The organism is Snodgrassella sp. ESL0253 (genome assembly GCF_013344965.1).
Classification (GTDB): domain Bacteria; phylum Pseudomonadota; class Gammaproteobacteria; order Burkholderiales; family Neisseriaceae; genus Snodgrassella; species Snodgrassella alvi_B.
Genome location: NZ_JAAEDQ010000008.1, coordinates 77,325 through 101,061, shown reverse-complemented (window position 1 = coordinate 101,061; position 23,737 = coordinate 77,325). Strand labels below are relative to the sequence as shown.

Below are 23,737 nucleotides of genomic sequence, written 5' to 3'. Positions count from 1 at the left end.
AAAATTTGATTACAGTACGCCGCGGGCGCGATCAGTATGAAAGCGCGTTTGAAACTCACTGAATTTACCCGCCTCAATGGCCAGCCGCATTTCTGCCGTCAGTATCTGATAATAGCGCAAATTATGAATGGTATTTAACTGAGCACCCAGAATCTCGCCTACACGCTGCAAATGATGCAGATAAGCACGGCTGAAATTACGGCAGGTATAGCAGTCACAACTTTCATCCAACGGGCGCTGGTCGTGGCGATAAATCGCATTACGGATTTTCACATCACCAAAACGGGTAAATAGCCAGCCATTACGCGCATTGCGGGTTGGCATCACACAATCAAACATATCAATACCATAGGCCACCCCATACACCAAATCTTCTGGTGTGCCGACACCCATCAGGTAATGTGGTTTATGTGCAGGAAGCTTAGGACCAATAGCCCGTAAAATACGGTACATTTCCGGCTTCGGTTCACCAACAGACAAACCACCCACAGACAAGCCCGGAAAGCCGATTTCCTCCAGTCCTGCCAGCGACTGCTCGCGCAAATCCTCATACATACCACCTTGAACAATACCAAATAAAGCATTCGGATTATTCAAGCGCTCGAATTCATTTTTACTGCGCTCTGCCCAGCGCAGACTCATTTGCAAAGATTTCTCAGCTTCTTTTGCGTCAACATTGCCGTCTGGACATTCATCCAGCTGCATCACAATATCAGAATTCAATACCGTTTGAATCTGCATGGAAATTTCAGGCGACAAAAACAGCTTGTCTCCATTAATCGGGCTGCGGAAAGTACAGCCCTCTTCCGTTAACTTGCGCATCTGCGCCAGAGAAAACACCTGAAAACCGCCAGAATCAGTCAGCATCGGCCGGTTCCAGCCAATAAAATCGTGCAACCCGCCAAAATCACGAATAACATCCAGACCCGGCCGTAACCACAAATGGAAAGTATTACCCAGAATAATCTGTGCCTTGATTTCCTCCAGATTACGTGGCGACATGGCCTTAACTGAACCATATGTCCCAACCGGCATAAATACTGGTGTTTCCACCGTGCCATGATTCAATTCCAGAGTACCACGACGCGCAAAACCATCTGTGCGCTGTAAAGTAAATTTCAGCATATAACTAATTTAATGACAATAATTATGACAGAATACCCGATTATAGCCGAAACCACCACATTTCGCCGGACAAGCATTGCCAAGCAAAATCCAAATCGTTAAAATAAATTCCTTACCCGAAGCGAAAGTTCACCAGTAACTATCGCTTTATATCTATCCCTTTAATTTATAAATATAATCAAAAGCAGCCATCTGATTTTCTCACTTGTAACAAGCGAGCCTGGTCTGTTGTTTGTGGAGTATGCATGTTAAACATTACCCTGCCAGACGGTTCTGTCCGTCAGTTTGAAGCGCCTTTAAGCATTGCCGACATCGCCGCTTCCATAGGTGCAGGCTTGGCCAAAGCCGCCATTGCCGGGAAAATTAATGGCAAGCTGGTAGATACATGTGATCAGGTAACAGAAGATGCACAGGTCAGCATCATTACCGCAAAAGATAAAGAAGGTGTCGAAATCATTCGCCACTCCTGCGCCCATTTGGTCGGTCATGCCGTTAAGCAGCTATATCCTGAAGCCAAAATGGTTATCGGGCCGGTAATTGAGGATGGCTTTTATTACGATATCTGGTACGAGCGCCCCTTTACCCCCGAAGACATCGCAGCTATCGAAGCACGCATGAAAGAACTGATTGCACAAAATTATGATGTAATCAAAAAAGTTACTCCGCGTGACGAAGTCATCAGCGTATTCAAACAGCGCCATGAAGACTACAAACTGCGCCTGATTGAAGACATGCCAGATGAAAAAGCAATGGGTCTTTATTATCATCAGGAATACGTAGACATGTGTCGGGGTCCACATGTTCCTAACACCCGCTTCCTGAAGAATTTCAAATTAACCAAACTTTCCGGTGCCTACTGGCGCGGAGATGCCAAAAACGAACAGCTGCAACGCATCTATGGAACAGCCTGGGCCAGTAAAGAAGACCTGAACGCTTATATCCAGCGAATAGAAGAAGCAGAAAAACGCGATCACCGCAAACTGGCCAAACAAATGGATTTATTCCACTTGCAGGACGAAGCGCCGGGTATGGTATTCTGGCATCCAAAAGGCTGGTCACTATGGCAGATTATTGAGCAACATCTTCGCCGCGAACTTTCTGCCGCCGGCTATCAGGAAATCAAAACACCCATGATTATGGATCGCAGCCTATGGGAAAAATCCGGTCACTGGGATAACTACAAGGAAAACATGTTTATTACCGAATCGGAAAAACGTGTTTATGCCGTTAAACCTATGAACTGCCCCGGCCATATCCAGATTTTTAATCAGGGTCTGCGTTCATATCGCGATTTACCATTGCGTCTGGCCGAATTTGGTTCCTGCCACCGCAACGAACCTTCCGGTGCCCTGCATGGCCTGATGCGTGTACGTGGCTTTACACAGGATGATGCACATATTTTCTGCACAGAAGACCAGATTGTCAGCGAAGCCAAAGCATTCAACGAACTGGTAATGCGTATTTATCGTCAGTTTGAATTTAACGACGTAGCTGTCAAATTATCCCTGCGCCCGGAAAAACGTGCTGGCTCTGATGCAATCTGGGACAAAGCTGAGCAGGGATTGCGTGATGCCCTGAATGCCTGTGGTGTTACCTGGGAAGAATTGCCCGGTGAAGGTGCTTTCTATGGCCCCAAAGTGGAATACCACATTAAAGATGCATTAGGCCGCTCTTGGCAATGCGGCACCATTCAGCTGGATTTCGTGCTGCCAGAACGTCTGGGCGCCGAATATGTAACCGAAGAAAATGGCCGCGCTCGCCCGGTAATGCTCCACCGTGCCATTCTGGGTTCACTTGAACGCTTTATCGGTATCCTGATTGAACATCATGCCGGAGCATTCCCATTATGGCTGGCACCGGTACAAATGGTAATCATGAATATTACCGAAGCACAAGCCGAATACTGTCGGCAACTTGCCACGCGTTTAAGCGCAGAAGGCTTCCGTGTGCATTTAGACTTGCGTAATGAGAAAATTGGATACAAAATTCGAGATAACAGTACGCAACGCCTACCCTACCAACTGGTTATAGGCGAGAAAGAAAAACAGGACAACAAGGTTGCCGTACGCAAACGCGGCGGCGAAGACTTGGGTCAGATGGATATTGAGGCATTCATTACCCAGCTGAAACAAGAAACCTTGTCTCTTCATTAAACGTGAATAAGGAGTACGACCATCGCTCAAGAACGCGAAGCACGCATCAACGGTGAAATCACCATTAAAGAAGTGCGTTTGATTGGTCCAACTGGTGAACAGTTGGGTGTAGTATCTACTCAGCAAGCCATGAAACTGGCCGAAGAGCACGATGTGGATCTGGTGGAAATCGCCCCTACCGCCAAGCCGCCCGTCTGCAAATTAATGGATTTCGGTAAATTCAAATACGAGCAATCCAAAAAACGCGACGAGCAGCGCAAAAAGCAGAAACAGGTGCAAGTTAAGGAAATCAAATTCCGCCCTGGTACTGATGAAGGTGATTACCAGATCAAAATGCGTAACATCAGCCGCTTTCTGACTGACGGTGATAAAGTAAAAGTCACCTTACGGTTCCGCGGACGCGAAATGGCACACCAGCATCTGGGCGCAGAACTACTCAAGCGTATTCAGGCTGATTTAATAGAAATCGGCACCGTTGAGCAGTTTCCTAAAATGGAAGGTCGCCAGATGGTAATGATTATTGCACCGAAAAAGAAATAATCATTAACTGAATTTCAGCCTGTCTTATAAAAGCCTCATTTTATTTGTATAAAATGAGGCTTTTCATATATCAGCCTATAATATCTTAACCAGCTCATCATGCCTTAACAGCCGATAATGACTGCCATATTGCCTTACCAACACAGGTATACTATAATTCGCTTCTTTGTGCATCGCCGCTGTGCACAAATCAATATTCAGGCGGCAAAAACCGTGGTGTGCGGGTTAAAGTGCTGTTTACAGCCACCCCTCGCCTGATCCAACAACAATGGAGTTTTCCCATGCCGAAAATGAAAACCAAATCAAGCGCGAAAAAACGCTTCAAAGTATTGGGTAACGGTGGTGTAAAACGCGCTCATGCGTTCAAACGTCACATTCTGACGAAAAAAACCACCAAAAATAAACGTCAATTGCGTGGCACCTCTCTGGTGAATGAACGCGATATGGCTTCTATTCATAAAATGTTACCCTACGCTTAAGGAGTTTGAACTATGCCTCGCGTAAAACGTGGTGTTACCGCTCGTGCCCGTCACAAAAAAGTTTTAGCGTTAGCCAAAGGCTATCGCGGCCGTCGTAAAAACGTCTATCGTATTGCCAAACAGGCAGTAATGAAAGCCGGTCAGTATGCTTACCGTGACCGTCGTCAGCGCAAACGTCAATTCCGTCAATTGTGGATTGTGCGTATTAATGCAGCAGCACGCCAAAATGGCTTGTCTTATAGCAAATTCATGAACGGCTTGAAAAAAGCTGCCATCGTTATCGACCGCAAAGTATTGGCTGATCTGGCTGTTTTTGATCAGGCTGCATTTGCGCAACTGGCAGCACAGGCAAAAGCTGCACTGGCCTGATAGTCAGTTTTTTGTAAAAAAGGAAACTTCGGTTTCCTTTTTTTGTATTCCTGCCTTGTCAAATAAGCCCAATCATTGTCAAAACCATCGTTTAGCATTGTTGGTCACACGAATTTCGCGTTAAAATAACCTTTTAGCACATATTTTATTATAGCGTGTTATATTGCCCGTTTTGCCCATTGCAGGCTCGGTATTGATACAAATTCCAGCGTATTCAACAGCAAGACAAAGAGCATAAAAACACTCCTTCGTTTTATTTTTAAGTAAAGAATCTCGTTATGGAAAACGCCAACCGCATCGTTGCCGAAGGCATCGCTGCCGTTAACTCAGCCATTGATTTACCTGCATTAGAATTAGTCAAAGCTCGCTATCTGGGTAAAACTGGTGAACTCAATGCCTTATTAAAAACTCTGGGAAAAATGACACCAGAAGAGCGCAAAACTACAGGTGCGCACATTAATGAGTGCAAAAACCAGTTTCAGGCTGCATATAACCAGCAACGCGATGCCCTGAATGAAGCAAAACTTCAACAACAGCTTGCCGCTGAAGCACTGGATGTTACCCTGCCCGGACGCGGACAGAATCTGGGTGGCCTGCACCCAGTTACACTAACCTTGCAACGCATTGTAGAACTGTTTCACAGCATGGGTTTTACCGTAGCAGACGGGCCGGAAATCGAAGACGATTTTCACAACTTTCAGGCTTTAAACATCCCGCCCAATCATCCGGCTCGCGCCATGCAGGATACCTTCTATGTAGAAAATGGTAATGTATTGCGTACCCATACTTCGCCTATCCAGATTCGTTACATGCTGGATAAAAAAGAACCGCCAATCCGCATTATTGCGCCGGGACGTGTATACCGGGTAGATTCAGATGCAACGCACTCTCCCATGTTTCATCAGGCAGAAGGCCTGTGGATCGAAGAAGGCGTTACTATGGCTGATCTGAAAGCCGTATTTACCGACTTTATCCGTCGCTTCTTTGAGCGCGATGACTTACAGGTACGCTTCCGTCCATCGTTCTTCCCTTTTACCGAACCCTCGGCAGAAATCGACATAATGAGTGAACGTGGCTGGCTCGAAGTGGGTGGCTGCGGCATGGTACATCCAAACGTACTGAAAAATGTCAACATAGATGCTGAAAAATACACAGGTTTTGCTTTTGGTATCGGTCTGGATCGTTTTGCCATGCTCCGATACGGTATCAACGATTTACGCCTGTTTTTCGATAACGACCTAAACTTCCTGAAACAGTTTCAGGATTAAAATTAATTGTCACCTACCCAATAGACAATTAAAGGGCAGAAACAAAACCATCGCATCAAGTCCATCATATTTTGTTTCTGATTTTAGCTCTAGTATCGAAGCCATAAATAACCTGATACCTACTACTGATGAATTTTTCAGATTGAATAGTGCCTACGGCTGAATAACAACCGAAACAGATTCATCAGCAAATAACATTAATCCCAAAAGTGAAGATGCAGCATCCAAACTGATTAAATAATCGTGTAAATCATCATTACTGGCTAACCACCACACTTTTGGATTAAATCGCAACAGAATACATACTGGAAGCATCATGCAATTTTCTCAAAATTGGTTATATTCATGGGTTAATCCTGAATTGTCAGCCGAACAGCTGGCACACTTACTGACTATGGCCGGACTGGAAGTAGAAGAAACCACTCTGGCAGCACCTGCCTTTAGCGGCGTAGTCATTGCTGAAGTTAAATCTGTAATCAAACATCCCGATGCAGACCGGCTCAACATTACTCAGGTTGATGCAGGTACGGGCGAATTGATACAAATCGTTTGCGGCGCGCCCAATGTACAGCCTGGTATCAAAATACCCTGCGCCTTGCCTGGCGCCATCCTGCCGGGTAATTTCAAAATCAAACCCACCAAAATGCGCGGCCAGGTGTCCAACGGCATGCTTTGTTCTGCCAAAGAATTGGGGCTGCAAGATGAAGTAAACGGCCTACTGATTTTGCCTGCCAATGCACCCATTGGTAATAACATTCGCGATTATCTGGATTTAGATGATAATCTGCTTACCCTGAAAATTACTCCCAACCGGGCAGATTGTCTGAGCATAAAAGGCATAGCGCGCGAGGTTGGCGCCCTAACCCAGACAGCACTAAGCCCGATAGAAATCATCCCTAACCAGCCAACAACAGATGCCAGCCAGCCTGTCAGCATCGATGCTCCGGAAGACTGCGGCCGCTTTCTCAGCCGTGTAATCCGCGGAGTCAATGCACAAGCCACTACACCAGCATGGTTAAAACAGCGGCTGGAACGCAGCGGCCTGCGCAGTATCAACGCACTGGTTGATATCGGTAACTACGTTATGCTTGAGCTGGGACAGCCAATGCATATGTTTGATGCAGACAAAATCACCGGTAAACTCATTGTTCGCCGTGCCCATGAAGGCGAAACGCTGGCCTGCCTGAATGACAAAACAGTTACCCTAAGCAATAATACACTGGTGGTTGCCGATGAAGAGCAGGTATTGAGCATCGCCGGATTAATGGGTGGTGCCACCAGCTCAGTTACAGATGATACTCAGAATGTCGTTATCGAAAGTGCCTGGTTTACACCAGACATTATTGCCGGCAAGGCCCGTCAATACGGATTTGGTTCCGATTCATCATTTCGCTTTGAACGGGGCGTAGATTTCAATTTACAGCTAGAGGCTATCGAACGCGCAACCACCCTGATAAAAGAAATCTGCGGCGGCGATATTGGCGTAATCACCGAAGCAACAGGTATCTTACCTGCCACAAAACAGGTAAAAGTGCGCACAGCAAGAGTAGCAAAAGTATTGGGGGTAACCATTGCGGCCACAGATATTGGCATTATCCTGCAACATTTAGGGCTTAACCCGCAATCCTGTGATGATGGTTTTATGGTTACTTCACCCAGCTTCCGTTTTGATATTGAAATCGAAGCCGACCTGATTGAAGAAATTGGCCGCGTCTATGGTTATGAAAATATTCCAGACGACCACACCAATGGTAAATTAAACATGGTGGCCTTACCAGAAACACAAAAACCCCTGTTCAGCATTTACCATCAACTGGCAAACAGCGGTTATCAGGAAGTAGTCAGCTATGCATTTGTAGAAGAAGCATGGGAACATGATCTGGCCGGCAATACCAACCCAATTCGCTTGCAAAATCCAATAGCCAGCCAGCTTAGCGTCATGCGTTCCACCCTGTTTGGCGGACTCATTGAAATACTACGCAATAATCTTAACCGAAAACAAAACCGGGTAAGATTGTTTGAAGTGGCACGCGTATTTCACAAACATGACGAAAAATACATTCAGACAAAAAAAATTGCCGGTCTGGCCTATGGTTCAGTTCTGCCTGAGCAGTGGGCGGTAACAACACGAAATGTTGATTTCTATGATGTCAAAAACGATGTTGCTGGCTTATTAAGCGCACATACAGTGGATTATCGTGCCGCACAACACCCGGCTCTGCATCCGGGCAGAACTGCTGAAATCATAATTAATAACGAAGTAGTTGGTGTTATCGGTGAGCTACACCCACGCTGGACACAAAAATATGATTTACCCCAGTCTCCCATTTTATTCGAACTGGATTTAAGTGCCGTTTTAACCCAGGCCAGAATTACTTATCAGCCCGTATCCAAGTTTCAGCCGGTACGGCGTGATCTGGCATTTATCGTATCGGAGCAAACTACTGCCGACCAATTAATTAGCACTCTGGCCACAGTAAATCACCCAGCAATCCAAGAAATATCAATATTCGACGTTTATCGCGGTAAAGGTATGGCTGAAAATACCAAGAGTATAGCTATAAAAGTTATCCTGCAAAGTGCTGAGCAAACACTAACAGATGAAGAAGTCGAAGAAATAATGACAAAATTCATTGATATAGCGAGTACAATTGGTGCACAATTACGCACCTAAAACCATAGCCGGACAAGCTATTTGGTCAAAAATTTACACACTTGAAAACACACACTAATTTGGGGATAATAATGCCCTCTTTAATGAAAGAAATTTTAATATGACGCTGACAAAAGCTGAACTTGCAGATATTCTCGTAGACAAAGTTGCTGGCATGAGCAAACATGATGCCAAAGAAATTGTAGAACTGTTTTTTGAAGAAATTCGCAGTACTCTGGAACAAGGGGAACAAATCAAAATCTCCGGTTTTGGTAACTTCCAGTTGCGCGACAAACCACAACGCCCGGGACGCAACCCTAAAACCGGCGAAGAAGTACCAATTTCAGCCAGACGCGTTGTCACATTCCACGCATCACAAAAATTGAAAGGCATGGTTGATCACTATAATGGAAAACAAGCCTAAGCAACTGTTACCTATTCCAGCACAACGGTATTTCACCCTTGATGAACTATGCCGTCTTGCTGACATCAGTGCTGAACAGTTTTCTGTCTGGCAGCAGATACACGGTGTTGTCGTTGGCTATGGCGGCCAGCATTATACCCGTGCTGATGTAATTAAAATTCGACAATTGCGCGATAGCTTTACACCATATATCGACCCGTTTACACGTAATCAGGTGGATGCTGATGGTAATCCGGCTATAGATGCCATCGAAACCCGTCAGCAAATCGAGAAAGTAATAGATAACCTGAATAGCGTACTTGCCAAGTAAAACGATTACACTTATAATCGCTTTCCTTACGAAGTCGGAGTGTGGCGCAGTCTGGTAGCGCACTTGCATGGGGTGCAAGGGGTCGAAGGTTCGAATCCTTTCACTCCGACCAAAATAAAAAAATACAGCCGTTTATGGCTGTATTTTTTTATCAGCAACTTACACAATATTTTTATCTGCTAAAACTATCTAAATACTCTTACTGACTCATTACCATCAAAAGTTGTTGAAAAGCGAATATAGCCAACTTCTTTCAACTTACATAACAACTCATAAGCAATAATAAAATCTGTTGATTTATTTTCAACCATCTGAATTTGCAGTGCCTGTACACGTGGTTCATATTTTAATAGAGTAAAAGTAATATATTTCTGTAACAAAGACAAGCTGGAGGGTAAATGACGATAAATAATACTCAAATCTGGTAGTCCATAATCAGGTATATGTTTAACACTACCCCGACGTGTATTCAGAATGCGTTCAATATTGTTCATCACGCTATAAATATAGCGCTCTTTGGAGTCAAGACTATCAAACGGAACATCTCCTGAAAAATTTAAAGTAATTTTTTCCAATATAGACGCATTAATCATAATAAATTTATTTATACTTTCTAATATAAAAACAAATATTTAAGTTTAATTATTTAGCAATACACAGAGCATTTTAATAAATACTAAACTATATATCCAATAACAATGCAGTTAAAGCACTACTTTTTAGCATCAGGTAATATCTTTTGTACCTTTTTTCCTAATTTATCCTGAGCTTTCTGTTTTCCTTGCTGTTGTAATTTATCTAACTGCTCCTGCATAGCCTGCTGATGCTTTTTCGCAAGCTGTGCCTGTTTTTTCTGCTCTTTTAATGCTTTTTTCTGTGCTTTTTCCGCCTGTTTTTGCTGTTTGAGTAAATCCTTAACCTTCTTTTTGGATTTCAATTGAGCCTGTGCACCATCTGCCAAAATGTAGTTGTCTCTGAATAATTTCAACTTATTCACAGGAATCAGTATTTTCCATGTTTTATCATCAGCTTCAGGTTTATTAAAGAAAAATACCAAACCCAGATATTGCGTTTTATTATCAATATCTCCTCTTAGTTCCTGAGTGTCAAAAGGATAAATCATACGTATATCCTTTTTAATCAATTCCTCTGCCAGAGCATTATCTGCATTGGTAAGTAAATCATAATAGCTGGCCTGATTAAACAGATTATCACTACGTAATTGATAAATAACCATTCTAAAAGTATTTTGCTGCGATTTATCGGTCTGATTTAACAGATGCGCCGAAACCACTCTAAAATTATAATGATAATGTTTCAACTCAACAGCTTCTTTTCCTGCTTTGCGGGCATCCTCATATCCTTGTTGCAACAATCCACAACCAGATAATCCTATCAATAAAATTAACACAGACAAAAACCGAACATTCATCTACAACTCCCCAAGAAAAACCGAAAATTGCATACCAGGTCCTGGCTGGCCTACTGTGACACCTGCACTGAGTTGCTGTGGTGTAGTAGCATTTAATTTTGCCAAAGGTAACAGGTCTGCATTGAGTTTAGCTACCAGTTCAACATCCAGAGTACAACCAACATATTTCTTGACCAGAGTTTTTAAAATCAGGCGTACTGGCTGATTCTCATACAATAAATTCAATATCGTATAATTATTTAATTTTACAGATATTCTTATACGGCTATTGGCATCATACAGAAATCGGCCTAAAACTGCATTTTCAAATGCAATACCTGTACCCAGTGATAACTGGGTAACCGGGTATTTAACGGGAATAAACTCTTCTATAACTACTTCGCTGGCAGCTGGAATAACATAATGTACAATTTCTTTTAAACCGAAAACATTTTTATTTTTTTTATTTAGCTCTTTAATAACACCCAGATAATAACGCGGATCGATATCCAGATTATCCCGACCATGAATTAATGTCAGTAAAGCTTGTGAAAAACGATCCGAAGCATTCTCACGATACTGGAATTCATAATGAAAACGTTTCCATATCTGATAAAACATAGCCATCAGACGATGATGGAATATATCCAGAAAAGCTGTCAGATTTTCCATACCATCTTTTTTTTCAGCACTTTCTGCAATGAGCCAGTTAGGCATTACCCCATCTGTACCAATTAACCCCATAAAGGTAGTAAATACAACTGGTAGTTTGTAATCATAAACTGATTCAGGCAAAGCCTGCTTAAGTTCACTGGCCGGAAAACCAAGATATGGCCAGGCACAAAACTGCAACGTCAATTCACTTTCGCTCTGCAAATCAGGTACGCGCAAATTAACCTGATGCAACTCCAGCAAATGACAAAACTGAAAAAAATTATATGCTTCTGGTGCCAGCAGTAGGCGATTGAACAAACCGGGATTCATTAAATTTTTTCATCCACATTTATTGGCCAACTTAAAGTAATTGCCTCAGGCTGCAATATTACATTCACTTTAATGGCTAAATTTAGCTGAGCATAAGCTATTAAATAACGATTTAACACATAGGCAAATAAGGCAGCATCTGCTTCATTAATAAAACCAGTACTATCCAGTTCAATATTAATTACCAGACATCTGATCATCATCCCCTGATGCATAATGTGTTTAATTTCAGTCTGAACAGCATTGATTGCAGCTATATTTTTTTCATTTGCGGCGGCTGCAGACCAATTAAGTAAACGCAAACTATTTTTTAATGTACCCGTATCTAGTGTAGCCAGATAATTATTACTCATTTCGAATAATAACTGCCATTGCTGATTCTTATAATCAGGCGGATAGTGTAAAGCTGTTGGCACCATTACCATTTGAGCATCTTTTACGCCCAAAACAGGAGAATGCAGACTTAACATTCTATTATATTTAGTGATTTGTCGAGGTAAATTACCATTAGCACCAAGAATGCTGATAGAAAAAATTTCTTCTTCATCGGCCTGCATTTCACCACTGAAACTAATAAAATTATCGTATTTATTGCCAATGCCTCGCCGGGTACGAATATAATAATAAGGTTTGTCCTGTTCAAGAATATTTAACTCACGTTTGCCATGCTTGAATTCATTAAAAGGCAAATAACGCTTTCTGTTGCCGTTAATCTGGCTAAATGAGTCCACTTCAGTAACCGCACACACAGTAACCTGCTCCGGAGCCGAAAACATGGGTGATAATTTATATTCAGTATGCAAATGAGAACGTACTACCGGTTCCGCACCCAGATCAAACAGATTGATTACAGGCACACAAAATAACTTTAAATATTCGCTGTTAAAAACCAATTCTAATGGAAAATCACGTTTTAAATGACAATTTACCAATAACTCATGTCTATCATTATCAAAATCTTTCCCACTCAATCCCTTTAATTCAAAAAACAGAAACTTTTCTTTAAACAGAAAATATTCCATCAATAAATCATGTTCATTAGCCTGTCTCTGTTGTAACCAGGTTACTGAATCATAGTTAAAATGGGCTCGTTGTAGTGATAGCTTATCATTTACAGCAATAAAATCCTCATCCGTAGTAATCCGTGCCAAGTGATTTATCAAATAATGATAAATACTCAATCTGGTTTCTATTTCACCAACAAGATGGAATTTAAGCGAAAATTGGTCTGGCAGACGGATATTCTGACCGGCATCAGTTTGACGTAATTGCAAACGCAATTGAATAATAGACTGACCCAAATCATTATGCACCAGACGAAAATCACCTATATCAACAGGATAGATATCAACTGCTTGTGTTGTCCGATATTCACAGGAAATTCGGGTGTTTGAATCAACTGCTGTCTGTAATATCAACCCTGCCGGAATATGCTGATCATTGGTATAAATCTGCTTATTTAGCATCAATTGTACTATTGACATGGAAGCAACAGGCTGAAGATGATGTGGCCATAACAGCGCCAGTGCACTTTCTGTTAACTCCGGCATATCATCATCAATTTTTTGATACAGCTTTGCCGTCAAAAAAGCAAACCCTTCAAATAAACGCTCTACCATCGGATCCCGTTCAAGAGAATCCTGCATTTTCAAATACTGTGCAGCTTCAGGATGAGCCTCTGCAAAATCCTGCCCAGCTTCTTTCAGATAGCGCATTTCCGCTTCATAATAACGCAGAATATTGTCTTTTTTATCCATATCTACTACCTACCTATACAATAATTGATGCGCCAGAAACGGATTGAGCAACACCAGCTCTTTTTTCAATTCTTCGATTTGCCCTGCTACAAATTCTTTACTGCTGCCTTTAATGGTTATATGTTTTTGCTGTAAAAGCTTTAACAATTCCTGTTTAATCTGAAAAGTCAACTTTTTATTCCATTCAAATAATGGCTGTTGCGAAAATGGCAGATTAAGTTTTTCCAGTAAAGATAAAGCAAAATCAGTTTTACCACCTTTAATAGCTAATCGGGCAAGTAAAAACTGCTTGTAATATAGTTGTTCAAGACCATCCTCAAACTGTACCGTAGCCAGCCACTCCATAGCTTTATCAAAACCCTGTTCTGCCAGAATAACAAAAGCCTGTGCATCAATGTCATTCGTTGAAGTAAGCTCACTAGTGGAAGATAACTGTATCTCCTCTATATTCTGTTGCTGAAAGCGTGCATGAACAGCTATCCAGTCTAATACTTCACCTGAAGCAAAGGGACGACTATCATTAAATGTTAAGGCTTCCAGCCCGGATAACCGAGTAAGCAAAAAAGCCAGATCGCTACAAAGCATATCAGCCCAGACATTGGCTTCCGGAGCCAAATGTTGCATTGCTGTCCAACTCAGAAATTGTAAATCAAGATAAAAATGATTAGATGCTTCCATAAAACCGGCATGACATTGTGCCAATAAACCGGCCCAGTCTTTACGCTGATATAATGACTGCAAATGGTTAACTAACTCCTGCCGTGGTGGAGCAATTTTAGTTAGACCATCCTGATGTAAAGGTAAGCGCTCAAGCAAATCCCAGCGAAACTGACGCAGTAACCGATACGATGCATATTCTTTCTGCTCTTTGTCAGCAATGAACTGTCCTACCAGCTTCATTGTTTGCAGCAGATCCTGAGAGGAGCGCAAAATTACTTCGTCATTATTATCAATACTGCTACTCTGCCTGGAACTATTGCCTGCAAAGATGGGGGTAGTTTCACTTGCGGCAGGAGTTTGATTCCCTCCAGCAGGAACCGGCAATAAACCCAGCAAACCAGTCAGTTCATCAATTGTTACCTTAAATTGTGCACCTAAATTTTCCTGAATTAATTCACATAATATAGTAATGACTTGATATTCATTCGGTTGCAGCGTGTCTTGGCACAATAAAAAGGCATCTTCCATTTTTGTGCCGCCCAGCCAGCGAAGCATGGTTTTAATCACCGAAATACGTTGTGGCTGGAAAGTAGCTGGATATATTGCTTGCACACCGTACAATAATAACAACCCCTTAATTAAACCCTTAAATGCCTCACGACGAAACAATACATAGGTTAAATACACCACTACACGAATATCTTTACCCACATTCTGACATAGATAATTAGCTGCATCCTCAATCTTACCCAACTGGATATCACTAACTTTTTCCAGCTCCTGACGAATATCCAGAAAAGAATCATGATGCGTTACATCTTCAGGCTCACCATCCACAGGAGCCAGTAGATATTCAATATCCTCCCATACAGGCTTTATATCTTCATAGACTTTCCGCTTTTGAAGAATTTTCAGTGCCGCACTAATTTGCATCTTGATCTACCTTGAATACCTGTTGCGGCAAATGAGAACCTTTTAATTTCAGTAATGTAATCAGATCATTAGTCTGCAAATTTTTCAGATTCATTTCTACTGCCCTGTTTTTTATTGTCCATTTAAGCTGATAAGTACCATCATCATTTTTACGCGCCTGAGCTTTTTCAAGTAAACGCAGAATACTCAAATCACCCACCACTTCCAGCTGTCCTGTTTTGTTTGCAGTATCAATCCACTGTATTGATGCTTTCTTGTCGGCATTATCACTAACAGACCAATTTACTTTGCGCCAAAATGATTTTTCATTATAAAACTGAATATTTTGCTTATTGAACGTCAAAATAATCTGCTTAACGTCAGGAGTCGGCAATAACATCACTTCAAAAGAAGCTGTATTCGTACCATCAGCTACAAACTCTAACAACTGATTTAATTCATTTAAGCCACTTACAAACTGATCATCAATCTGAACCTGATCCATTACTGCCGGATTAACAATCCACTGATTACCCACAAGATTAAGAATTTTATTTAAATATTGCTGATTAAATTGTGCAACTACACCTTTTTGTGGATCAATAAACTTCTGTAATTCAGATAAAGACACATCCAGATCGCCAGATGGATTCAAAGGATAGCGATTAGCAAAACGATAATTCCATTGCGATACTACCATCTGCTGCCATAACGCATTAATATTATTCAAAGCAGGAACCAGAATAGCTTTTTTAGTATCAATAAAAGGATAGCTAAGCAAAGTATGTCCGATATCCTGCCACTCTTCTCCCAGATTGGCTACCTGTAAATTGATAGACTCTTCTGCTTTTGCCAAACCGGAATCATTATCGCCATTTAATATGGTATTAAATGAAAGCTGTGATGCAGAAGCCTGATTGCTTGCACCCTGAACTTTTTGCACCTCCAGATACATAACCAGTAAATTTTCCTGATACTCATCCAGTTTACGGCTGGTTCGCTTATTTTTTTCCTCTACCGTCTTAATTAAATCAACGATTGGTTCAAACTCCTGTAATACTCCCTTACCATTATCAGTTCGGTCTTCTGGATAGCCAATACTGGCATTCATCTGAACTACAGTTAATAGTTTCACCAGTACGGAATTTTTTTTGTCTGAATATTTCTTTAGACGATCCATTTGCTTATTCAAACCCGTAACTGGAACCCACTGAATACCAGATAAAAAATCTCTCCATGCATTGAAATAATCCTGCTTGTACAAAATCATTATCTGTTTACGGATATCAGTATTTTCGTTACTTTCCTCTGATTCATTAAGCACCCATGAACCATTTTTAAAATGTTCAGGATTAAGCTTGTCAATTTCCGGTTTAAACCATTCGTTCCAGGCACGAGCAGTAAAAGCACCATGTAATTTTTCCTTGTTTGTCCAGAATTGAGTGCTTTCCTTGCCAGCAAGTCGTACCAAATCAATATCAGCATACTTTTCTAATGCCGTATCAAGTAAATGCTGATAAATAACTACATCTTCCTGTTGCTGGCTAACTATATTATTCAATACCACACGACTCTGCCCTAACAGTACAGAATCTTCATTCAGAAACCAGTTACGATGTTTACTCATATTACTGGTATAAAACCTGAATATATTTTGCGCAGCATCTGCATTCTGTAAACCCTGTGTGCGATACAAACGGGATAAATAATCACTTAGAAAAATATTATCTATCCGTTTCGGACGCCGGAGCATTAAATACGCCTTGAGCGCATTAAAACCCTCATCCAGAGCAACAGCATTACTGGACTGCTTGGCAACCTCTTCTATAACTTCATTCGCATTTGTTGCATTAGATAAGGTCTGCAACTGGTGTAAAGACTCCAATACCAGAATAATCTGCTGATCAGTGGGCACTATTAGCCATTTTTTTGCCGCCTTACCATATGCTGAAAATGCCTTATTCAGCAGTAAATCATCATGATTGAAACCCAAACGGCGATAAAATGGTTTAGGAACATTACTCACCAGTGCGATATGATTCTGCAAAGCCAGAATTGAATTAATCGGGCTGCCGGTACCGGAAAATTTATTCAGATTAGTAATCTGGCTCCGGAAAGTTTGCGCTTCGCGATAATTACTGGCAAAAGCATACACAATCATGACAAACGCAATAGCACTGATGACCAAACCAGCTTTCGCCAGCTTCAAACCGCCAGGCTGGACAGACAATTTGGCAGGACGCTGATATAAATGCTCAGCAACCATCGACCATGTTTCCCACCAGTTACTTTGCCTTGCCTGTACTGCAACGCCCATAGACCACGGGAGCTGCTGTTCAGAATAAGCCTCTGCAAGATTTAATTTAGCCAGTGCAATAGCATCAATCAGAGACAAAAACTGTCTGTCCCGGCTTTTCAGAAAAGCCTGAATAAATAAATTATCTGCTTTATTTTTCAAACCGGAAACCATATCTTCTGATGAAGATGACCAGTCAAAAACCTGATTTAATGGGAATTTTTTTAACTCAATATCACTTTGAAATACATGAATAAATGGAATTTTCCAGTTTAATACCTGATAAAATTTTTCCAGCCAGATTTGAGTATTATCATGGGTAACCGAAGTCTTATTACTTCTCATATCGCGTAGTATTATCAAGCCATCAAATGGGCAATGATATTTACCGCGAAATGGAGGTATAGACTCAATATCATCAATAGTATTAATCAAAACCAGATAAACATTGTCCACCTGCACCCAACCGGTACGCTGTAACTGTTCGCCTACATCACTGAAAGCATCGGGCACACCATGTACCGCAAGAATATAACAACGATTCAAAACCGGTAAATAATATTTCTGTTTCAGATAATTCTGAAATGCAATTAAATTCTGCTGGGCAGGGCTTTCACGCGTATATGTTGTACGCTCAATAAAACGGATAGTTCGTTCCTGCCCGTCAATAACCACAAAAATACGCCAGAATAATGGCAATATAATACATAGAAACAAACCGGCCAATGCCAGTAACAGCAAATGAAATTTATGATTTAACAGCCAGCTTTTATCATAATACCAGTACAAAAAAGCAGTAAAACAACATACCAGTATCAACCAAAGACAACTGCATAATAACCACAATTTGAGAATTTTGGGTCGCTGGGTGATTTTCTGATTTGTCTGCGCTAGCCTAGACAATTGACTGTTCACACGAGAACTGAATTGTCGTAACTGGTTCCACCTTAACATAAACCCGCCTGTAATTGAATTTACTTAACCTGAGAAACAGGTATTATTTTTTCATTATGCTGAAATAGTACTACATAGGAATGTTTATGTGCCTGATAAAGGGCAAGCAATAATTGCATCCAGTCACTTGTGTACTGTAATTTCTGAAAGAATTCTGGGTGATCCAGTTTATATGGTTTAATTTCATAATCCTTTTCTATTAAAGCCCCAGTCAATTCTGTATTTTCTGGTTGAATACTTTTCTGAGCACTGCTTTCAAGCTGAAAACCAGAAACTTTTTCAGTCATAGCCGTAAAAAAATATCCTTGATCAGCGTGCCATGTATGTGTATCAAAAGCTCGCCGCACTTTTGCCAGTTTGCCTTTACGGGCAAAAATCATAGCCAGAGACAATTCAAATTCAGGCTGACATTCAAATCCAAGTAAGAGAATTTTCTGATACAACTCTTCCTCAAACCGATCAATAACCCAGTTTAAATCTTCAAATTTCACATAATAATCTGGTACTACAGGACAATAACCACCTTCAGCGATAACCAGCTCCCTGAATATCAGCCAGCTTTCCCGATCAGCAGCCCATAGCCATAGATGCTGGACATACTGCTCAGTAAAAACCTCTCTTGAAGATAAAGTTTGAACCAACTGAGATAAAACGGTATGTAAACGATCGGAATAAACTACAGAGCTGTTTTGCGCAGGAATTTCCATACTCATGGATTCGAAAACCGATTCCTTCCGCTCTTCAGAACTCAAGCTTAGATAATTGTAAAAATCGGCGGTATCATTCAACTGCCCACAGCGCAGTAACACCTCGTCCAGAAGTATAAATTCCGACCAGTATTTCTGATTATTCACTATCTTTTCATTATAGATAAACTGATTATGGCGCTGATAAATAAGCCATATCTGATACCAAATGCAACGCACCAGTAACAGCAAAGTTACCACTGCAAGAGCAGGCAATACTGAAATCAACCACTTTTGCCAATGTACAGTAATCTCCAGCCCTAGCTGAGCAATAATAGAATCAGCATATTTTTTATTAATGGCAATGGCCAATGTGTATAAAGCCAGCCAGAAAAGCCAGCGAACTGGCTGTGGTGGCAGCCAAGTAGTTTGGCGTTGAATGCTATTCGTTATCATGCCAGCCTAAATAATCCAACATAATATCCATAGGTGGTTTCTTGGCATTTACCTGATGCAAAGCTTTATAAACTACTTTACCCTGCTCAATTTCCGCTTTAGTCATTCTGGTTTCTACTACCGCCAGATTATGTGGAGCTTCCCTATCTTTACGGTTTACCGCACTGGCAAACAATGCCCATGCCACAGATATGTTTTTGGGCAGAATTTCACCATTAAGTGCCATTACACCCAGATTATTCATCGACTTACCATCACCTTTGTTCAGGCCAGTGAAATAATAGCCCAAAGCCTTGCCCCAGTCCTGTTTTACACCTAACCCACGTTCATACAAGACAGCCAGATTGCCATTTGCTTTTACATTACCCTTTTTGGCAGCCTGCGCATAATATTTAGCCGCAGTTGCATAATCCTGTTTAACGCCCAATCCCATCTCATACAGCGTGCCCAGACTGTTATAGGCACGTGCATCATCATTCTCATCGATGGCTTTCTGAAACAGAACCATGGCTTTATCATACTGCTTGCTTTGCGCAGCAGCAGCAGCCTCGTCATATGTTCCGGCCCAAGCCAGCTGCACCAGACCCAAACACAAACAGAATGTAATCAATATACGTCGCAACATCTTTCAGCCTTTCCTATATAGTTTTCTGCAAATTATTGCTAAAAAACTGAACGCGCTGTTCCTGGCTTAAAATCAGTTTGGCATCAGCTTCAGCGGCCAGAGCATATAACTGTTTGATCAGCATCCGTTCACCGCCATACTCGTTTGCATCCAGAGCAACGCCATAATTACGCCGATAGTTATAGGCATCAGCCCATAACAGTAAAGTATCGTACTGTTTTTCAGTAAAAACAAAACCATTTACATCAAATTCATTTTGATCGCATGGTGGATAATCAGCCCGATAAACCACCCACTCACCGTTATCATCCACATAAAACCAGCGTTGTATATATTGATGCAGCCAGTTTTTCTGCGCATCACTCAATACCATATTCACCGGATCAAACATATCTGGCACATAAAAACGCAGTAAACCTTCCTTTTTATCCCATTTAACCTGCATTGCACGGCGTAAATGCTCCTCCAGAGTGCCAAACGAATAGCTACTGTTAAAAGCCAGTAAGCGGTTATTCATGTGGGTAATTTCACATATTTTCTCCAGTATTTCCAGATGATTTTCATTCATGATATCAATTGCCAGCAACAGTGGCCCATCTTCCTTAATATGCTCCTCTGGGGTTTGCTCAAACAGCAAACAATACTGTAATGCCGGCTGCCAGTTTTCGATAGCAGCAAGCAGCGGATAATCACAATTACATAAATCAATAATCAGATAGAGCGCTTTCTCATCTGTTTCATCAGCAAAATTGACAAATTTCGCCAGCACATCACGATAAGTAATCATTATTTATCTCTCTACAATGCCAACACCCTGCGCGCGTGCTTTACGCAAACATTCCCGACAAACAGAAGCAGGCAATTCCGGCAATGGAAAATTACCGCCTTGTGGCCCTTGAAACTGGTGATTACCTTTGTATTCAATCGGCCCAGGGCTATACAGACTGATTTTTCCGCCCTTAATTTCAATATAAGCTCCCCCACTGGCCAGCTTGATTCCACTTTTCGCATTAATTAGTATTTCATTACCCACAGACTGCACAGATATCTTTTTCGCTGCGGTAATTTCTACTGCATCACCATGTGAAGCCAAGCGTGCAGTTTTTTTACCGGCAATCAGATTTAAATCTTCAGTTTGTGCAATGATCTGTACAGACTTTACGGCCGTCTGGGTTATATTTTCACCAGCGCCAGTAAATACATCCTTGCCTGCTTGCTGATGAATATCCTCACCAACACTATTAAGAATAGATTTAGGTGATACCTGAGCCAAACCAGCCACAGCACTGGTTAAAATAACTGGTTTTTCCAGATAAGAACAATGCTCTCCCAGCTCAGACAGCGTATCCAGATTCGGCTTGAGTCTGGTATGCTTGGCGGTAACATCGGCAAGATGGTTAGCCTGATTCAAGGCACCTTTAATTTCATCCACTGCCACCATGCGATCCAGTTGCATACCATTGGCAGCGGTCTGGTCTTCTGTGGTCAGATATAACGCCCGTGCAGAACGTAATGCGCCCCAGCCATCAGTACGCAGCTCAAAGCCCTCACCACGCCTTTCACGCCCGCTGTCAACCAGATGTCCCAGATTAAGCTGCGTTTTATGGTATTCAGTAGCCATTTTGATGTGTTCATGGCCGCTCAGGTCTTCCATGCGGATTTTATTATTTGCCCATGTGCGGATTACATTGCGCGTACGCCATGTATTCGGAATATGATCTGGCGCGGTACTGGTATGCAACACACCAACAATATACGGCCGGTCAGGATCACCATTCTGAAAAGCAAGCTGTACTTCTGTACCTACATGCAACGGAAAATGCTGCCCATACTGACCACCGGCATAAGGCTTGGCCAGACGGATTGGCCGGCTCTCGCCACCAGGCTGCCAACTGTCCATATCCAGATTGAGCTTAACAATGTAGCGCCCCATCTCATCCACCCAGGCATATGGCCCTTGGCCGGCATCACAAATCGTTCCCGGTATGGTACCGTCTATAATCGGATGTTTAATCGGCTCCGGACGCCACTGGCTGTCTGCAGGTACAGCAGTAAATGAATTAAAATAATCTCCGTCACGTGCGCCTGAATGACACACACTCACCAGTAACCACTGACGAATAGCGCCAACTCTGGCATCGGTAGCAAAGCCCATGGTAAAGCCCGGCGCAAAACCATGCACATTGCTTTTGCCAGTGGCAAGAATATGGCGTGATATTGAATGCTCATGCAGAATCCGTGCATATTGCTGCGCCTGTTCTGCGTCTTTATGATGAAAAAAACCATATATATAAGGCTGGCCAAATGCTGCCGGCTGCTGTTCACTAAAACCCGCCTTACCTACCAAGCTATTATTGGCATCCCGGTAGTTGTAATCCTTAACTTGCACGCTTTCATACTGAGCCTTATAGCGTACATGAAACTCGGATACAGAGTATTTAGCCGTTAATCCCTGCATCAACTGCTGCTTCAGACTATCTTTAATACCCTGTGCAGTTGCAGCAATATCAAATGAAAGCTGTGCTTCCAGTTTACCTTCAATCCCCTCCTGACCACTTTCGAGCCCGGCATCAGGTTTGAAAGGCAAAGCCTGCTGCCGAAGCTGAATATATTGGCTAACATCATCAGCTACGGTAAAAATTTCATTAGCCGCTGTTTGGGTAAAAGTAAACCATAATCCTTCACGTGCCAGTACCCGTTTGATAAATGCATAATCAGTCTCACGATACTGCATGCGGTGTTCATAGCGGGGCAGGCTGCGGGTAGATTTCAAACAGAAATCTTCACTGGCAAAACCATGATGACGCAGAATTTTTTCAACTATACTTAGTGCCGTTTCATTCTGGAATAACCGTGTTGTGGTAATGCGGTTAAGCAGAGCCAGCCGCGGCACTATAGTGAAACGGTAGCAGGTTTCGTCTGCACTGGAAACTACCTGCTCCACACTTTGAATCACACCATACCAGCGCCGGTTTTCAGAATCATCCAGCTCCTGTCGCGATACCGGTATCGACTCAGTCCAGTCAATATCCGGCGCCATTTCAAAGGTAACACGCTGATGAATAAAATCTCCCAAGGGTAAATCGGGAGCAATATGCGTTGCCTCAAGCTGCAATACATAATAGTCATCCAGCTTTTCTTCCAGATTGAATCTGCGTACTGAAAACTGGTCAAAAACAGCCAGATTTGCATTCAGTTTCAGATAATAGCGCTGCTGCATGTAATCACCCTTTTTACCAAACCATTTTCATACTCGGTACTGTTACACATACACAGTAAGCAGAAATATTCCCTAGCGATATAAGAAAAATATTTCAGCACAAAGGATACTGAAAGCATATCCTGAACATATCATAACAATTATATTCACATGCTTACACTGCGCACAGGCCAATTTTTCGTATCACAACCAGCCTTTTTGACATCAAACCAATTGTATTGTGGTGAAATCTGCTATTTGGCCACACAACAATTTCAATAGCATTAGCATACCAGCGCACAGCATAATAGTTCCAAATCGCTGTTAAATTCTGAAATATGTATCCAAATATTTCACCATGTAAACAATATCAAAATCTAATACACATTTGATTAATTAATTTAATTAAATCCTAGCTAATTTTAACATATAACCATTTATTGTGTGTTTTAATAAATTTATCAAACCAAATTTGC

At 41.8% G+C, this 23,737-nt stretch carries 19 protein-coding genes and 1 tRNA gene; 9 read left to right on the top strand and 11 right to left on the bottom strand.

The window, feature by feature from the left end:
* Window positions 1–9: 9 nt before the first annotated feature.
* On the bottom strand, window positions 10–1,125 hold the full coding sequence (gene tgt / locus GYX26_RS07965; protein WP_100090639.1) for a tRNA guanosine(34) transglycosylase Tgt: 1,116 nt from the start codon (window positions 1,123–1,125) through the stop codon (window positions 10–12).
* Window positions 1,126–1,370: 245 nt separating this feature from the next.
* On the opposite strand from tgt, the gene thrS reads away from it, so the two are divergent.
* The 9 genes from thrS (at window position 1,371) to GYX26_RS07920 (ending at window position 9,433) form a co-directional block, all read left to right on the top strand.
* Window positions 1,371–3,278: a threonine--tRNA ligase gene (gene thrS / locus GYX26_RS07960; RefSeq protein ID WP_174828812.1), complete on the top strand. Its 1,908-nt coding sequence runs from the start codon at window positions 1,371–1,373 to the stop codon at window positions 3,276–3,278.
* Between the two features lie 21 nt (window positions 3,279–3,299).
* Window positions 3,300–3,818, top strand: a complete 519-nt coding sequence (gene infC / locus GYX26_RS07955) for a translation initiation factor IF-3 (RefSeq protein ID WP_100090637.1) — start codon at window positions 3,300–3,302, stop codon at window positions 3,816–3,818.
* 281 nt (window positions 3,819–4,099) lie between these two features.
* Entirely contained in the window at window positions 4,100–4,297 is a 198-nt protein-coding gene (gene rpmI, locus GYX26_RS07950) for a 50S ribosomal protein L35 (RefSeq protein WP_100137933.1), read from the top strand.
* 12 nt (window positions 4,298–4,309) lie between these two features.
* Entirely contained in the window at window positions 4,310–4,666 is a 357-nt protein-coding gene (rplT, locus tag GYX26_RS07945) for a 50S ribosomal protein L20 (protein ID WP_025330521.1), read from the top strand.
* 278 nt (window positions 4,667–4,944) lie between these two features.
* On the top strand, window positions 4,945–5,934 hold the full coding sequence (gene pheS / locus GYX26_RS07940; protein WP_174828811.1) for a phenylalanine--tRNA ligase subunit alpha: 990 nt from the start codon (window positions 4,945–4,947) through the stop codon (window positions 5,932–5,934).
* Between the two features lie 316 nt (window positions 5,935–6,250).
* Window positions 6,251–8,608, top strand: a complete 2,358-nt coding sequence (pheT, locus tag GYX26_RS07935; protein ID WP_174828810.1) for a phenylalanine--tRNA ligase subunit beta — start codon at window positions 6,251–6,253, stop codon at window positions 8,606–8,608.
* 100 nt (window positions 8,609–8,708) lie between these two features.
* Window positions 8,709–9,011 carry an integration host factor subunit alpha gene (locus GYX26_RS07930; protein WP_100090633.1) on the top strand — a complete coding sequence of 101 codons (303 nt, stop codon included), beginning with the start codon at window positions 8,709–8,711 and terminating at the stop codon, window positions 9,009–9,011.
* Window positions 8,995–9,321, top strand: coding sequence for a hypothetical protein (locus GYX26_RS07925; RefSeq protein ID WP_100090632.1), 327 nt, complete (start codon window positions 8,995–8,997; stop codon window positions 9,319–9,321). The genes GYX26_RS07930 and GYX26_RS07925 overlap by 17 nt, the downstream gene beginning before the upstream one ends.
* A gap of 35 nt (window positions 9,322–9,356) precedes the next feature.
* Window positions 9,357–9,433 (top strand) — tRNA-Pro (locus GYX26_RS07920).
* A gap of 73 nt (window positions 9,434–9,506) precedes the next feature.
* On the opposite strand, the gene tssE is transcribed toward GYX26_RS07920, so the two are convergent.
* The 10 genes from tssE to GYX26_RS07870 form a co-directional block, all read right to left on the bottom strand.
* On the bottom strand, window positions 9,507–9,896 hold the full coding sequence (tssE, locus tag GYX26_RS07915; RefSeq protein ID WP_174828809.1) for a type VI secretion system baseplate subunit TssE: 390 nt from the start codon (window positions 9,894–9,896) through the stop codon (window positions 9,507–9,509).
* A 137-nt stretch (window positions 9,897–10,033) separates the two neighbouring features.
* The gene (gene tssJ / locus GYX26_RS07910; RefSeq protein WP_174828808.1) at window positions 10,034–10,732 is read right to left on the bottom strand and encodes a type VI secretion system lipoprotein TssJ; all 699 of its coding nucleotides are present in this window, start codon (window positions 10,730–10,732) and stop codon (window positions 10,034–10,036) included.
* 21 nt (window positions 10,733–10,753) lie between these two features.
* Complete coding sequence (gene tssG / locus GYX26_RS07905; RefSeq protein WP_174828807.1) at window positions 10,754–11,716, bottom strand: type VI secretion system baseplate subunit TssG; 963 nt, start codon at window positions 11,714–11,716, stop codon at window positions 10,754–10,756.
* Window positions 11,716–13,473 carry a type VI secretion system baseplate subunit TssF gene (gene tssF / locus GYX26_RS07900; RefSeq protein ID WP_174828806.1) on the bottom strand — a complete coding sequence of 586 codons (1,758 nt, stop codon included), beginning with the start codon at window positions 13,471–13,473 and terminating at the stop codon, window positions 11,716–11,718. Before tssF ends, tssG begins: the two co-directional genes overlap by 1 nt.
* A gap of 9 nt (window positions 13,474–13,482) precedes the next feature.
* Entirely contained in the window at window positions 13,483–15,066 is a 1,584-nt protein-coding gene (locus GYX26_RS07895; RefSeq protein WP_174828805.1) for a TssA family type VI secretion system protein, read from the bottom strand.
* The gene (locus tag GYX26_RS07890; protein WP_174828804.1) at window positions 15,056–18,058 is read right to left on the bottom strand and encodes an ImcF-related family protein; all 3,003 of its coding nucleotides are present in this window, start codon (window positions 18,056–18,058) and stop codon (window positions 15,056–15,058) included. The genes GYX26_RS07895 and GYX26_RS07890 overlap by 11 nt, the downstream gene beginning before the upstream one ends.
* Before the next feature lie 257 nt (window positions 18,059–18,315).
* Window positions 18,316–19,149, bottom strand: coding sequence for a hypothetical protein (locus tag GYX26_RS07885; protein ID WP_174828803.1), 834 nt, complete (start codon window positions 19,147–19,149; stop codon window positions 18,316–18,318).
* Window positions 19,150–19,423: 274 nt separating this feature from the next.
* A complete protein-coding gene (locus tag GYX26_RS07880) occupies window positions 19,424–20,062 on the bottom strand; it encodes a tetratricopeptide repeat protein (protein ID WP_174828802.1) in 639 nt (212 codons plus the stop codon).
* A 13-nt stretch (window positions 20,063–20,075) separates the two neighbouring features.
* Entirely contained in the window at window positions 20,076–20,849 is a 774-nt protein-coding gene (locus tag GYX26_RS07875; protein WP_174828801.1) for a DUF4123 domain-containing protein, read from the bottom strand.
* A gap of 3 nt (window positions 20,850–20,852) precedes the next feature.
* Window positions 20,853–23,282, bottom strand: a complete 2,430-nt coding sequence (locus tag GYX26_RS07870; protein WP_174828800.1) for a type VI secretion system Vgr family protein — start codon at window positions 23,280–23,282, stop codon at window positions 20,853–20,855.
* Window positions 23,283–23,737: the final 455 nt, after the last annotated feature.